Raw genomic sequence first — 13,894 nt, forward strand, 5'->3', positions numbered from 1 at the left:
CTCTCCAATAATGCTTAATTTGGAGACTCAATCAATCCCAGCAAAATATACCCAAACCAAAAAAGGCCCAGGCACAAGCTCACTAGCATATTGAATCGGCACACTGTTGAGTTCTCAAACAACACACACACACCCATCACGCACTGCAACTGCAATGTGTTCCGGGGGCTTTATTGTCCTCGGTTATTCGGTTCGAATCGCTCCGAACCGCAGGTCGCCCACTCTATCACTTGCGTGAGAGCTTGGTTCGCGACCCCCCGCTAGCGCTCGTTCCCGGAGTTCCGGGCCCGTTCCGCGCTGGCAGAGAGAAAGTTACACGGTGCATGGAACGGGCCCGGAACCGGCCCCCCTCAACCGCTGTTTGCGCAGGTCATTGGGCTACCTCGACCCCCGCGGTGTTCCGCTTGCCGCGGCGCAGGACGAGCCACCGCCCGTGCAGGAGGTCCTCCTTGGCCGGCCGCCAGTCCTCGACGGTCACCTTCGCGTTGTTGACGTACGCCCCACCCTCGCCGACGACCCGACGCGCCGCGCCCTTGCTCGGCGAGAGCCCGCTCGTGACCAGCAGGTCCACGATCGTCGGCTCGTCGGCCAGCCGCACCGACCCGGTCGGCGCCTCGGCCATCGCGGCGACCAGCGTCGACTCGTCCAGCTCACGCAGCTCGCCCCGGCCGAACAGGGCCTGACTGGCCGCGATGACCTGGTCGGTCTCGCGGTCGCCGTGCACCAGCCGGGTGAACTCCTCGGCGAGCCTGCGCTGCGCCGCCCGTGCCTGGGGCCGCTCGGACGTCTCGGCGGCCAGCGCGTCGAGCTCCTCACGCGGCAGGAACGTGAACAGCCGCAGGTAACGCAGCACGTCCGCGTCGCCGACGTTGACGAAGTACTGGTACCAGGCGTACGGCGAGGTCAGGGCCGGGTCGAGCCAGATGTTCCCGCCGCCGGTCGACTTGCCGAACTTGCGGCCCTCCGCGTCGGTGACCAGCGGCGCGGTCAGCGCGTGCACCGCGGCGCCCTCGATCCGGCGGACCAGCTCGACGCCGCCGATGATGTTCCCCCACTGGTCGGAGCCGCCGACCTGCAGCCGGCAGCCGTGCTCGCGGAACAGTCGCAGGTAGTCGTGGGACTGCAGGAGCAGGTAGCTGAACTCGGTGTAGGACATGCCGTCGCCCTCGAGCCGGCGCTTGACCGTCTCCCGGGCGAGCATCACGTTGACCGAGAAGTGCTTGCCCACGTCGCGCAGGAACTCCAGCACCGGCATCGAGCCGGTCCAGTCCAGGTTGTTGGCCACGATCGCGCCCGTCGGCGAGTCGTCGAAGTCGACGAAGCGCTCGAGCTGACCGCGGATCCGTCCGCTCCATTCGGCGATGACGTCCAGCGAGTTGAGCGTCCGCTCGCCGGTGTCCCGCGGATCGCCGATCATGCCGGTGGCGCCGCCGGCGAGCACGATCGGCCGGTGCCCGGCCCGCTGGAAGCGGCTCAGCATCAGCAGCGGCACCAGGTTGCCCGCGTGCAGGCTCGGCGCGGTCGGGTCGAAGCCCGCGTACAGCGTGATCGGGCCGGCGTCCATGTCCTCGCGCAGCGCGGCGAGGTCGGTGGACTGCGCGATCAGGCCGCGCCAGGACAGTTCGTCGAGGATGTGTTCTCCCACGGTGACAATCTTCCCGTACCCACCGGACGGGTCAGGCCGCGGCTACCGCCTCGATCTCGAGGAGCCACGCCTCGTCCCAGATGCCGGTGATGACGATCGTGAGGGCTGGGCTGTGGTCGCCGAGAACCTCATGGCGGATCTCGGCGTTCTCGGCGCGATATCGGCGGTCGGCGAGGAAGATCGTGACCTTGACGAGGTCCGCCACCGACATGCCGCCCCGCTCGAGCACGGCCACCACGTTGCGCCACGCCAGCCGGGCCTGGCCGGCGAAGTCCGCCGGCACGCCGGAGGCGTCCTCCGGCACCTGGCCGCTGACGTACAGCCACCGGGTGGGGCCGTCGACCAGCGAGCCCATGGCGTACGAGCCGGGCTGCGGGTCGATCGGAGTGATCGTCACGGTTCGAGGCTAGCGAGGCAGCCGCGGCGTGGGCGAACGCTTTTGCCGCGCCGCCTTGCCGCCCCGCCGGTAGGTGCTGACCGCGGGCGAGCCGTCGACCCAGAAGCGCCACGGGACGTCCATCGCCATCGCCACGCCCACTCGCGGGCCGGTCCGGATGAGGGACGGCGGCACCGGGTCGCCGGCCAGCAGGCGGACCGGGGAGGCCGGGTCGGTCAGGTCCGCGCCGTTGTGGGCACGCTCCAGCCCGAGCACTCCGGTCAGCCGCGCCGGGCCCTTCGCCAGCTCGGCCTCGCTGCGCGCGTTCGGGCGCCGCGACCGCGCCGCGTCGACGCCGGCGACGACCTCGCCGGCGCGTAGCAGCACCGCGCCGGGCACGCCGTCGACCAGCGAGACGACGTTCGCGCAGAAGTGCATGCCGTACACGAAGTAGACGTACAGGTGGCCGGCCGGACCGAACATGACCTCGTTGCGCGGGGTCCGCCCGCGGTAACAGTGCGAGGCGGGGTCGTCGCCGCCGCGGTAGGCCTCCACCTCGGTCAGCCGGACCTGGACCTCGCCGGCCTCGAGTACGCACCCTAGCAACAACTTCGCGGCGTCCAGCGGGTCGACCGCCAGCTCGTCGCGGGTGAGCAGCCGGCTCGGCGGGACGGCGACGGACACGCGGTCGACCCTATACGGCCACCGGCCGGCGCCGTTCCGCCCTCGCCGCGGGCAGGTACAGCGGCGCCGCGAGGGCCAGGACGACCGCGCCGACCACGATGGCCGCGCTCACCGACGTGCCGGTCGCGATCGCGGACAGCAGGATCAGGCCGAGCGAGCCGGCCGGCTGCATCATCATCGAGTTGATCGACATAACCGTGGACCGGTTCTCGCTGGACGCCTCGCGGTGCAGGAGCGTCATGTGCACCGGCCCGCCGGCGCCGTGGACGAGATAGCACGCGAGGTAGCCGGTCAGGACGCCGGCGGGGCCGGCGAGCAGACCCATGCCGACCACCGCGATGCCCTGCGCGACTCGCAGCACGCCGGCGGTGACGGCCACGCCGATCCGGGCGCTGAGCAGCGGCACCAGCGCGGCCCCGGCGGCGGAGGCGAGCCACGCCACCGCGCCGGCGGGCCCGGTGATCGTCGCGGCCACCTCCGGACCGCCGACCTCCTCGGACAGCCGCACCGGCATCAGCGTCTCGAAGGTGATCATGCCGAAGCCCCAGCTCAGCTCGACCGCGACGAGCGCCAGCAGAATCCGGGACCGGCGGACGAGCCGGACGCCGTCGGTGATCACCTTCGGCACGCTCCGCAGCGAGGCCAGCAGCCGACGCCGGCCGTCCGGGTGCGGTGGTTCACGAACCAGCGCGACGATCGCGACGAGCCCGGCGACCTGCACGCAGACGGCGAGGAGCACCGGCACCACGAGGTTCGGGACGCCGGGCAGCTCGACCCAGGCCACCAGCCCTCCGGTGGCGAGCGCGCCGGCGCCGATCGCCACACCGATGACGGTCCCGCCCGCGGACAGCCCGCGCTCCAGCCTCGCGGCAGGATCGGCCGCGAGCCTGGCGTCGACGTACCACGATTCCAGCGGCCCGCTGTCGAGCGCACGGTAGACGCCCTGCAGCATGGCGAACGTCGCGAACTCGGCGAACGAGTCGGCGAAGACGAGCAACGCCAACGAGCCGAGCGCCACAGCGGCCGAGAGGGCGAGAACCGGCCGCCGGCCCCACGAGTCGGACAACCCGCCGGTCGGCAGCTCCAACGCCAGCACGACGAAGCCCTGCAGGGACACCGCGAGCCCGAACTCGGCCAGCGTCAGGCCCCGGCTCATCGCCAGCAACACCCCGAGCGGGATGCAAAGGCCTACCGGGAACCACCGCAGCGCCAGCAGCACGAGGAACCGGCGGTGCACGTTCACGGCGCGTCCCGCGGTTCGGCGGGTAACCCGACGACGTGCACCACGACCTGCTGGCCGCCCTCAGCGGGCGGCCCCTCCCGGTACCGCAGGAGCACCGCGTAGAGCTCCTCCAGGAGCTCGGTCAGCTGATCGGCGCTCACCTCGACGATGAAGTCGGACATGCTGGCCGCGTCCCGCCACGCCTCCGGCCACCGCACACGTTCCTGTTCCCACTCCTCCACGCGCTCGACGAGGTACCTCAGCTGCTGCTGGCGCAGCCAGCCCGCCGCGGCCCGGGCGTCGGGGTCGGCGTCGAAGCGCGTGTTCCGCCAGCTGTGCGACTCCTGTGCGGCGGCCCAGAAGCGCTGCTTGCCGTGGCCCTCGTCGGTCTCCACGACCAGGTCGACCTCGGCGAGCTTGCGGAGGTGGTAGCTGGTGGCACCGGTGTTGGTGCCAAGTCGCTCGGCGAGTGCGGTCGCGTTGGCCGGTCCGTGCAGGCGCAGCGCGCCGAGCAGCCGGGACCGCAACGGATGGGCGAGCACGCGCACGGCCCGACTGTCGAGCTCGATGTTCTCCACGCGTGCACAATAACTGTGCACAAGTTTCATGCACAACTAGTGTGCACAAGATTTATGCGAACCAGCTCCGCAGGTCGGCCAGCACCTCCGACACCTGAGCGCGCTGCTCCGCGACTCGGGACGGGGCGGTCCCGCCGAGCGCGTCGCGGGAGGCGATCGAGCCCTCGACGGTCAGCACGTCGCGGACCTCCGGCGACAGCGACGGATGCACCCCGGCCAGCTCGGAGTCGGTCAGGGAGTCGAGCCCCACGCCGCGTGCCTCGGCCAGCCGCACGCACTCCCCCGCCGCCTCGTGCGCCACGCGGAACGGAACCCCTTGCCGCACGAGCCATTCCGCGATGTCGGTCGCGAGCGTGAACCCCGCCGGCGCGAGCGCCGCGAGACGAGCGGTGTCGAACCGCAGCGTGCCGACCATGCCCGCGATCGCGGGCAGCAGCAGCTCCAGCTGCTCGACCGAGTCGAACAGCGGCTCCTTGTCCTCCTGGAGATCCCGGTTGTACGCGAGCGGCTGCGCCTTGAGCACCGCGAGCAGCCCGGTCAGGTTGCCGATCAGCCGGCCGGACTTGCCCCTGGTCAGCTCGGCGACGTCCGGGTTCTTCTTCTGCGGCATGATCGAGCTGCCGGTCGCCCACGCGTCGTCGAGGGTCGCGTAGCCGAACTCGGCGGTAGTCCAGATGATCACCTCCTCGGCGAGCCGGGAGAGGTGCACGCCGAGCATCGCCAGGCAGAACGCGATCTCCGCCGCGAAGTCCCGCGAGGCGACGCCGTCGATGGAGTTCTCGGCCGGCGCGGCGAAGCCCAGCTCCGCCGCGACCGCCGCCGGGTCGAGGCCGAGCGACGAGCCCGCGAGCGCACCCGACCCGTACGGCGACACCGCGGCGCGCCGGTCCCAGTCGCGCAGCCGGTCCACGTCCCGCAGCAGCGCCTGGACGTGGGCCAGCAGGTGGTGCGCGAGCAGCACGGGCTGGGCGTGCTGCAGGTGCGTCCGGCCCGGCATCACCGCGGCCGGATGCTGGTCGACCTGGTGCAGCAGCGCCTCGACCACCCCGACCACGCCATGCGCGACCCGGCGGGCGGCGTCGCGCAGCCACATCCGGAACAGCGTCGCCACCTGGTCGTTGCGCGACCGGCCGGCCCGCAGCTTGCCGCCGAGCTCCGGCCCGGCCCGCTCGATGAGGCCGCGCTCGAGCGCGGTGTGCACGTCCTCGTCGGCCATCGTCGGCGTGAACGCACCCGACGACACGTCCGACTCGAGCCGGTCCAGGGCGGCGAGCATGCCGGCGAGCTCGTCGTCGGTCAGCAGCTTCGCCCGGTGCAGGACGCGGGCGTGCGCCCGGGAGCCGGCGATGTCGTACGGCGCGAGCCGCCAGTCGAAATGCGTCGACGCGGACAGCGCCGCCATCGCCTCCGCCGGACCGGACGCGAACCGCCCGCCCCAGAGCTGGACGGGTTCAGGCATGGTGCAGGTCGCGCTTCGCCGCGATCTTCGACGGCAGGCCCCACAGCTGCACGAAACCCTTGGCCAGCGACTGGTCGAAGGTGTCGCCCTCGTCGTAGGTCGCGAGGTTGAAGTCGTACAGCGACTGCTCGCTGCGCCGGCCCGTGACCACCGCGCGGCCACCGTGGAGGGTCAGCCGGATCTCGCCGGTGACGTGCTCCTGGGTCTTCGCGACGAACGTGTCCAGCGCGTCCTTCAGCGGCGAGAACCACAGGCCGTCGTACACCAGCTCCGACCAGCGCTGCTCGACCTGGCGCTTGAACCGGGCGAGGTCCCGCTCGACGGTGACGTTCTCCAGCTCCTGGTGCGCGGCGATCAGCGCGATCGCGCCGGGCGCCTCGTACACCTCGCGGCTCTTGATGCCGACCAGCCGGTCCTCGACCATGTCCAGCCGCCCGACACCCTGCGCGCCGGCCCGCCGGTTGAGCTGCTGGATGGCCTGCAGCACGCTCACCGTCTCGCCGTCGATGGCCACCGGCACGCCCTTGTCGAACGCGATGACGACCTCGTCGGGGTCGCGCGGCCGGGTCGGGTCGTCGGTGTAGGAGTAGACGTCCTCGATCGGCGCGTTCCAGATGTCCTCGAGGAAGCCGGTCTCCACCGCGCGGCCCCACACGTTCTGGTCGATCGAGTACGGCGAGGACTTCGTCTGGTCGATCGGCAGGTTCCGCTCGTTGGCGTAGGCGATGGCCTTCTCCCGCGTCCACGCGAAGTCGCGGACCGGGGCGATCACCTTGAGGTCCGGCGCGAGCGCGCCGATGCCGACCTCGAAGCGGACCTGGTCGTTGCCCTTGCCGGTACAGCCGTGCGAGACGGTGGTGGCGCCGTGGTACTTCGCGGCTTCGGCCAGGTGCTTGACGATCACCGGCCGGGACAGCGCCGAGACCAGCGGGTAGCGGTCCATGTAGAGGGCGTTGGCCTGCAGCGCCGGCAGGCAGTACTGGTCGGCGAACTCGTCACGCGCGTCCGCGACGACGGCCTCGACCGCGCCGCAGTCCAGCGCCCGCTTGCGGATGGTGTCGAGGTCCTCGCCGCCCTGGCCGACGTCGACCGCGACGGCCACCACCTCGGCGCCGGTCTCCTCGGCGATCCACCCGATCGCCACGGACGTGTCCAGGCCGCCCGAGTAGGCCAGCACGATCCGTTCAGTCATTGGCTTCTCCTTCGTCGTTCATGTCCGAGCGCGCTGCCAGCGCGGTGAATCGGTCGGCGAGGTCCTTGCCGGACAACGGTTCCCGGGCGATGACCATCACCGTGTCGTCGCCGGCGATCGTGCCGACGACCTCGTGCAGTGCCGCCCGGTCGATCGCGCTCGCGAGGAACTGCGCGGCACCGGGCGGGGTTCGCAACACCGTCAGGTTCACCGAGCAGTCCGCGGACACGAGCAGCTCGGCCAGCAGCCGGGCGAGGCGCGACGTACCGCCCCGCACACCGCGCACCGGGCTGCCGTCCTCCGGGATGACGTACACCGCGGCGCCGCTGTCGACCCCGCGGAGCTTGACCGCACCGAGCTCGTCGAGGTCCCGGGACAGCGTGGCCTGGGTGACCTCGATCCCCTCCCCCGCGAGCAGCTTCGCGAGCTCGGTCTGGCTGCGGATGCCCATCGACGACACCAGCTCGACGATCCGCGCCTGCCGGGCGACCCGGTTGGTGTTGGCGGTTGCGGTCACGTGTGCTCCAGCAGCCAGGCGAGCAGGGCCTTCTGGCTGTGCAGCCGGTTCTCCGCCTCGTCCCAGACCGCGCTCGCGGGCCCGTCGAGCACCTCGTCGGTGATCTCCTGGCCGCGGTGCGCGGGCAGGCAGTGCAGCACGACCACGTCCCGCGCGGCGCGGTCCAGCAGGTCGGCGTTGACCTGGTACGGCCGGAACGGCGCCACCCGCTCCCGGCCGTCGTTCTCCTGACCCATCGACGTCCAGGCGTCGGTGACCACGACGTCCGTGCCGTCGACCGCGGCCTGCGGGTCGGCGATCAGCGCGACGCTGCCGCCGGTCTCCTGGGCGCGCTGCTTGGCGTCGAGCAGCACCTCGCCGTGCGGCCGAAAGCCCGCGGGGTTCGCGATCCGCACGTGCATGCCCGCGGTGGTGCCGCCGAGCAGCAGCGAGTGCGCCATGTTGTTCGCGCCGTCGCCGAGGTAGGTGAGCGTGACGCCGGCCAGCCGGCCGCGCCGCTCGCGGACGGTCTGCAGGTCGGCGAGCACCTGGCACGGGTGGAACTCGTTGGTCAGGGCGTTGACCACCGGAATCGTGGCCGCAGACGCCATCGCGGTCATCCGGGCCTGGGCGTAGGTCCGCCACACCACCGCGTCGACGTAGCGGGACAGCACCCGCGAGGTGTCCTCGATGGTCTCCTCGCGGCCGAGCTGCATGGTCCGCCCGTCGATCACGATCGGCTGGCCGCCGAGCTGGCCGATGCCGACCTCGAACGACAGCCGGGTGCGCGTGGAGTTCTTCTCGAAGATCGTCGCGACCGTCTTCCCCTGCAGCGCCCGGGAACCGAGCCGGTCGGCCTTCAGCCGGTCGGCCAGGTCCAGCACCTCGGTCTGCTCGGCCGGGGACAGGTCGTCGTCGCGCAGGAAGTGCCGGGCCATCAGGACTCCTGGGTGGCGTCGAGGACGGACGGGAGTGCCGCGAGGAAGCCCCTGACGTCGGCGGCATCGACGATCAGCGGCGGCGCGAGCCGGATGACGTCCGGCTGCACGTTGTTGACCAGGTAGCCGGCCTTGGCGGCGGACCCGGCGGCGCGCGCGGCGACCGGCTCGGCGAGGCCGATGCCGAGCAGCAGACCGACCCCGCGCACCTCGGTCACGAGCGGGTGGTCCAGTGCCTCGACACCGGCGACGATCTCCTTGCCGAGCATGGCGGCCTGCTCGCACAGCCCCTCGGCGGCGACCGTGCGGAGCACGGCGAGCCCGGCGGCGCAGGCCACCGGGTTGCCGCCGAAGGTCGTGCCGTGGTGGCCGGGCCGCAACAGTTCGGCGGCCGGGCCGACGCCGATGCAGGCCCCGATCGGCAGGCCGCCGCCGAGGCCCTTGGCGAGCGTGACGATGTCCGGCGTGATGTCGGCCTGGTGGAAGCCGAACCAGCCGCCGAGCCGGCCGATGCCGGTCTGCACCTCGTCGAGCACGAGCAGCGCGCCGGTCTCGCTCGTGATCTCCCGGGCGGCCCGCAGGTAGCCGGCCGGCGCGGGATGGACACCGCCCTCGCCGAGCACCGGCTCGAGGAACACCGCGGCGGTGTCGGCGTCCACGGCCGCGCGCAGCGCGTCGACGTCGCCGAACGGGACGTGCGTGACGTCGGGCAGCAGCGGCTCGAACGGCGTGCGCTTGGCCGGTTGGCCGGTGAGGGTGAGCGCGCCCATCGTGCGGCCGTGGAACGCGCCCTCGCAGGCGACGAGCCGGCTGCGGCCGGTGAGCCGGGCGAGCTTCACGGCCGCCTCGACGGCCTCCGCACCCGAGTTGGTGAACAGCACCTTCGCCCGGCCGGCGAGGCCCGCGACGTCGAGCAGGGTCTCGGCGAGCTCGACGGCCACCGGGTTGACGTACAGGTTCGAGGTGTGGCCGAGCGTGCCGATCTGCTTCGTGACGGCCTCGACGACCGCGGGGTGGGCGTGGCCGAGCGCGTTGACCGCGATGCCGCCGACGAGGTCGAGGTAGCGGTTGCCGTCGGCGTCCCAGACGTGCGCGCCCTCGCCGCGCACGAGGGTCAGCGGTGGCGTGCCGTAGTTGTCCATGAAGGACGCGCGCCATCTGGTCTTGCCGTCCACGTTGGAGTCGATCACTTTCGCTCCTCGTGTTGGATGGTTCGCTCCGTTCCTCCGCTACTCACCGTCTTCCCTCCTCACGTGCTCGGCGCTGGCGCGCCTGCGCGCGTTCGTCAGTCCAGACGGCGAACGCTCCGTCACTCCCGCTCACGGGTTGGGTAGCACCATCGTTCCCACGCCGTGGCTGGTGAAGACCTCCAGCAGCACGGAGTGGGCGAGCCGTCCGTCGATGACGTGGGCACGGGGCACGCCGCCGCGCACCGCGGCCAGGCAGCCCTCCATCTTCGGGATCATCCCGCTGGCGAGGCTCGGCAGCAGCTCCGCCAGCTCGTCGGCGCGGACCTGTTTGAGCAGCGAGTCCGGATCGGGCCAGTTCGCGTAGAGGCCTTCGACGTCGGTGAGCATCACGAGCTTCTCCGCCCCGAGCGCGATGGCGATCGCGGCGGCGGCGGTGTCGGCATTCACGTTGTGCGCCAGGCCGTCCACGTCCGGGGCCACCGTGGACACCACGGGGATCCGGCCCGCGCGGACGATGTCGAGCACCGCGTCCGGGTTGACCGCGACGACCTCGCCGACGAGCCCGAGGTCGACGACCTCGCCGTCCACGGTGGCCGTGCGGCGTTGCGCGGTGAGCAGGTGGGCGTCCTCGCCGGAGATGCCGACGGCGTACGGGCCGTGCGTGTTGATCAGGCCGACGAGCTCGCGGCTGACCTGGCCGGTGAGCACCATCCGGACGACGTCCATCGTCTCCGGCGTGGTCACCCGCAAGCCGGCCTTGAACTCGCCGGGGATGCCGAGCCGAGTGAGCATCGCGGTGATCTGCGGGCCGCCGCCGTGCACGACGACCGGGTGCAGGCCGGCGAGCCGCAGGAACACCATGTCCTGCGCGAACGCGGCCTTGAGGGTGTCGTCGACCATCGCGTTGCCGCCGTACTTCACGACGATCGTGGCGCCGTGGAACCGCTGCAGCCACGGCAGTGCCTCGATGAGCACGGCCGCCTTCTCCTGGGCCTCGGTCGCTGTCGTTGTCATGTCGTCGTCATGTGGAGTAGGCGCTGTTCTCTTCGACGTAGCCGTGGGAGAGGTCGGTGGTGAGCACGGTCGCCTCGCCCTCGCCTGCGTGCAGGTGGACCTCGACGTCGATGTTCCGGCCGGTCAAGTCGGCCTTGCCGCGGTCCTCCGCCCGCTGCCCGTCCCGGCAGACGGCCACACCGTTGATCGTGATGTCCAGCTCGGCCGGGTCGAACTCGGTGGGCGCGTTGCCGACCGCCATCGCGACGCGGCCCCAGTTGGGGTCGGAGCCGAAGAACGCGGTCTTGCAGAGGCTGTCGTTCGCGACGACCTTCGCGGTGGCGACCGCCTCGGCCTCGGTGCGCGCGCCGCGGACGGTGATCGAGACGTGCTTGGTGACGCCCTCGGCGTCGGCCTGGAGCTGGCGGACGAGGTCCCGGCAGACCGTCGTGAGGACCTCCGTGAAGTTCGGCGGGCGCACGCCGGAGGCGCCGGAGCAGAGCAGCAGGACGGTGTCGTTGGTGGAGGTGCCGCCGTCGACGTCGAGACGGTTGAACGTGGCGTCGACCGCACGCCGGAGCGCGTCCTGGGCGTCGTCGGGCGCGGCGTCGGTGGTCAGCACGGCCAGCATCGTGGCCATGTTCGGCGCGCACATGCCGGCGCCCTTGGCGAGCCCGCCGACGGTCCAGCCGTCCTGTGTGGACTGAGCGTGCTTGGGAACGGTGTCGGTGGTCATCACGGCCTCGGCCGCGGCCACGCCCGCCTCGTGAGAGTCGCTCAGGTCGCGCACCGCATCGTCCACTCCGGACCGGAGCCGGTCCATCGGGAGGCGCTCGCCGATGAGACCGGTGGAGCAGACGGCGACGTCGATCGCGCCGAGGCCGAGCCGGCTCGCGACGTGCTCGGCGGTGGCGTGGGTGTCCTGGAAGCCTTCGGGGCCGGTGCAGGCGTTGGCGCCGCCGGAGTTGAGGACCACTGCCTTCGTCCGGCCGGTCGCGAGCACCTGCTGGGACCACAGGATCGGGGCGGCCTTGACCTTGTTGCGGGTGAACACGCCGGCGGCGACATCGAGCGGCCCGTCGTTGACGATCAGCGTGACGTCCTTGGCGCCGCTCTCCTTGATCCCCGCGGCGACCCCGGCGGCCCGGAAACCCTTGGGCGCGTTGACAGTCATGATGGCGCCTCCGCGGTGACGAGTGCGTCTGCGGTCATGATGGCGTCTCCGCGGTGACGAGTACGTCGGCGGTCATGATGGCGCCTCCGCGGTGACGAGTACGTCGGCGGTCATGGCGCCACCCCCACCGTGGACAGGCCGGCCGTCTCCGGCAAACCGAGGGCGATGTTCATGGACTGGACGGCGGCGCCGGCGGTGCCCTTGGTGAGGTTGTCGAGCGCGGCGACGGCCACGAGCCGCTCGGCGTCCTCGTCGACCGTGACGCGGACGTGCACGGCGTTGGAGCCGAGCGTGGCGGCGGTCGCGGGCCAGCCGTCCTCGATGACGTGGACGAACGGCTCGTCGGCGTAGGCCTTGCGGTAGGCCGCCACGGCCGCGTCGGTGTCGGCGCCGTCCCGGAGCGGCGCGGACGCGGTGGTCAGGATGCCACGCGGCATGGGCGCGAGGACCGGCGTGAACGAGACCCGCACCGGCCGTCCCGCCACGGCCTGGAGGTTCTGGGCGATCTCCGGTGTGTGCCGGTGCGCGCCGCCGACTCCGTACGCGGTGGCCGAGCCCATCACCTCGGAGCCGAGCAGGTGGGGCTTGAGCGCGCGGCCGGCGCCCGAGGTCCCGCTCACCGCGACCACGACGACGTCCGGCTCGACCAGTCCGCCGGCCAGGGCCGGGGCGATCGCGAGGGCCGCGCCGGTCGGGTAGCAGCCCGGGACGGCGATCCGGCGGGTGTTCGCCAGGCCGGTTCGGGCGCCGGGGAGCTCGGGCAGGCCGTAGGGCCAGGTGCCGGCGTGCTCGCCGCCGTACCAGCGCCGCCAGTCCCCCGCGTCGGCCAGCCGGTGGTCGGCCCCGCAGTCGATCACGAGCGGGTCGCCGTCGAGCTCGGCGGCGAGGGCCGCGGAGTGCCCGTGCGGCAGGGCGAGGAACACGACGTCGTGGCCGCTCAGGGCCTCCGGGGTCGTCTCCACCAGCACCCGGTCGGCGAGCGGCAGGAGGTGCGGCTGGTGCGCGGCGAGCGTGGCGCCGGCGTTCCCGCCGGCGGTCAGCGCGCCGATCTCCACCTCGGGATGGCCGAGCAGGAGCCGGAGCAGCTCACCTCCGGCGTACCCGCTGGCCCCGGCGACCGCGATCCGTACCGTCACGTTGAATGATTATGCACCTCTATGCAAACTCACTCAAACGAACCTTGCGTGTCCTCCGCCACCAGGGCCTTGTCCAGCAGGTCGAGGGTCTCGGTGACCGCGGCGAGGTATGCGCGGAAGTCCAGCCGGGCGGTGGAGGAGAGGCGGGACGAGGCGGGCGCGACGTCGACCTCGCCGTGGACCTGCTGGTCGTAGGTGTCGAGGGCGGCGGCCGGCAGGAAGCGGAGGTGGCCGGTCTCGCGGACCCAGCGGCGCAGCAGTGGGCCGGAAACCGTCGTGTGCAGCGCGACGAGGTGGCCGCGACGCAGGGCGACGGTGAGCTCGTGGGTCAGGTCCGTCGGCCCGCCGTCGGCCCACCTCGGGTACTGCCAGCGCTGGCGCACCGCGACGTAGAGGCCGTCGAAGCCGAGCCCGGACAGCGAGCCGAGGCCGGCCACGTCGTCGTCCGGGCGGGTCACCAGGACCTCGCCGAGGATGCGGACCGCGTACGCCCGACCAGGCTCGGCCAGCGTGTCGTGCAGGAAGTGGCGCAGCGCGAGGAAGGCCGCCGGCTGGCCGGACTCCAGCACCGTGACCGTGAAGGTCGGGTTGAGCTCGGACAGGGCGGGCAGCTCGGATCTCGTCATGTCGGGCCCCTTCCGGCTCGAGTCGGCGCCCCAGCATGAGTCGGCCGACTGCACCGGTTCTGGACCAGACCCGCATGCGAACGCACGACGGGCGCCCCGGCCGGTCGGCCGGGGCACCCCTGGGCGCTCGGTCCTCTAGTCGAACAGCGGGATCAGGAACCTGGCCACGAAGTACAGCACCACGA

At 72.0% G+C, this 13,894-nt stretch carries 14 protein-coding genes; all 14 read right to left on the reverse strand.

What is annotated here, in order from left to right; translation table 11 throughout:
• Positions 1 to 370: 370 nt before the first annotated feature.
• The 14 genes from tyrS to ACRDSK_RS25045 all read right to left on the reverse strand — a co-directional run bounded on the left by tyrS (position 371) and on the right by ACRDSK_RS25045 (position 13,709).
• Positions 371 to 1,645: a tyrosine--tRNA ligase gene (gene tyrS, locus ACRDSK_RS24980; protein WP_431443681.1), complete on the reverse strand. Its 1,275-nt coding sequence runs from the start codon at positions 1,643 to 1,645 to the stop codon at positions 371 to 373.
• Positions 1,646 to 1,676: 31 nt separating this feature from the next.
• A complete protein-coding gene (locus tag ACRDSK_RS24985) occupies positions 1,677 to 2,042 on the reverse strand; it encodes a RidA family protein (protein WP_431443682.1) in 366 nt (121 codons plus the stop codon).
• Positions 2,043 to 2,051: 9 nt separating this feature from the next.
• A complete protein-coding gene (locus ACRDSK_RS24990) occupies positions 2,052 to 2,705 on the reverse strand; it encodes a DNA-3-methyladenine glycosylase (RefSeq protein WP_431443683.1) in 654 nt (217 codons plus the stop codon).
• Between the two features lie 10 nt (positions 2,706 to 2,715).
• The gene (locus ACRDSK_RS24995; RefSeq protein ID WP_431443684.1) at positions 2,716 to 3,948 is read right to left on the reverse strand and encodes an MFS transporter; all 1,233 of its coding nucleotides are present in this window, start codon (positions 3,946 to 3,948) and stop codon (positions 2,716 to 2,718) included.
• Entirely contained in the window at positions 3,945 to 4,505 is a 561-nt protein-coding gene (locus ACRDSK_RS25000) for an ArsR/SmtB family transcription factor (protein ID WP_431443685.1), read from the reverse strand. Before ACRDSK_RS25000 ends, ACRDSK_RS24995 begins: the two co-directional genes overlap by 4 nt.
• Before the next feature lie 52 nt (positions 4,506 to 4,557).
• Entirely contained in the window at positions 4,558 to 5,964 is a 1,407-nt protein-coding gene (gene argH / locus ACRDSK_RS25005) for an argininosuccinate lyase (RefSeq protein WP_431443687.1), read from the reverse strand.
• The gene (locus ACRDSK_RS25010) at positions 5,957 to 7,156 is read right to left on the reverse strand and encodes an argininosuccinate synthase (RefSeq protein ID WP_431443688.1); all 1,200 of its coding nucleotides are present in this window, start codon (positions 7,154 to 7,156) and stop codon (positions 5,957 to 5,959) included. Before ACRDSK_RS25010 ends, argH begins: the two co-directional genes overlap by 8 nt.
• On the reverse strand, positions 7,149 to 7,673 hold the full coding sequence (locus ACRDSK_RS25015; protein ID WP_431443689.1) for an arginine repressor: 525 nt from the start codon (positions 7,671 to 7,673) through the stop codon (positions 7,149 to 7,151). Before ACRDSK_RS25015 ends, ACRDSK_RS25010 begins: the two co-directional genes overlap by 8 nt.
• Positions 7,670 to 8,590 (reverse strand): ornithine carbamoyltransferase, encoded by a 921-nt coding sequence (argF, locus tag ACRDSK_RS25020; protein ID WP_431443690.1) that lies wholly within the window; start codon positions 8,588 to 8,590, stop codon positions 7,670 to 7,672. The genes ACRDSK_RS25015 and argF overlap by 4 nt, the downstream gene beginning before the upstream one ends.
• A complete protein-coding gene (locus tag ACRDSK_RS25025) occupies positions 8,590 to 9,780 on the reverse strand; it encodes an acetylornithine transaminase (protein ID WP_431443691.1) in 1,191 nt (396 codons plus the stop codon). The genes argF and ACRDSK_RS25025 overlap by 1 nt, the downstream gene beginning before the upstream one ends.
• A 129-nt stretch (positions 9,781 to 9,909) precedes the next feature.
• Positions 9,910 to 10,794: an acetylglutamate kinase gene (argB, locus tag ACRDSK_RS25030; protein WP_431443692.1), complete on the reverse strand. Its 885-nt coding sequence runs from the start codon at positions 10,792 to 10,794 to the stop codon at positions 9,910 to 9,912.
• Positions 10,795 to 10,801: 7 nt separating this feature from the next.
• A complete protein-coding gene (gene argJ / locus ACRDSK_RS25035; RefSeq protein ID WP_431443693.1) occupies positions 10,802 to 11,947 on the reverse strand; it encodes a bifunctional glutamate N-acetyltransferase/amino-acid acetyltransferase ArgJ in 1,146 nt (381 codons plus the stop codon).
• 110 nt (positions 11,948 to 12,057) lie between these two features.
• Positions 12,058 to 13,083: an N-acetyl-gamma-glutamyl-phosphate reductase gene (gene argC / locus ACRDSK_RS25040; protein ID WP_431443694.1), complete on the reverse strand. Its 1,026-nt coding sequence runs from the start codon at positions 13,081 to 13,083 to the stop codon at positions 12,058 to 12,060.
• A gap of 29 nt (positions 13,084 to 13,112) precedes the next feature.
• Entirely contained in the window at positions 13,113 to 13,709 is a 597-nt protein-coding gene (locus tag ACRDSK_RS25045; protein ID WP_431443695.1) for a hypothetical protein, read from the reverse strand.
• Positions 13,710 to 13,894: the final 185 nt, after the last annotated feature.

The sequence above is a fragment of the Actinophytocola sp. genome, assembly GCF_050699915.1.
Classification (GTDB): Bacteria; Actinomycetota; Actinomycetes; order Mycobacteriales; family Pseudonocardiaceae; genus Actinophytocola.

Bases quoted from the DNA above. Each gene is read 5' to 3' on its own strand.
- argF (WP_431443690.1), bottom strand. From the start codon at position 8,590: ATGGCCCGGCACTTCCTGCGCGACGACGACCTGTCCCCGGCCGAGCAG.
- ACRDSK_RS25045 (WP_431443695.1), bottom strand. From the start codon at position 13,709: ATGACGAGATCCGAGCTGCCCGCCCTGTCCGAGCTCAACCCGACCTTC.
- ACRDSK_RS25010 (WP_431443688.1), bottom strand. From the start codon at position 7,156: ATGACTGAACGGATCGTGCTGGCCTACTCGGGCGGCCTGGACACGTCC.
- argH (WP_431443687.1), bottom strand. From the start codon at position 5,964: ATGCCTGAACCCGTCCAGCTCTGGGGCGGGCGGTTCGCGTCCGGTCCG.
- argJ (WP_431443693.1), bottom strand. From the start codon at position 11,947: ATGACTGTCAACGCGCCCAAGGGTTTCCGGGCCGCCGGGGTCGCCGCG.
- argB (WP_431443692.1), bottom strand. From the start codon at position 10,794: ATGACAACGACAGCGACCGAGGCCCAGGAGAAGGCGGCCGTGCTCATC.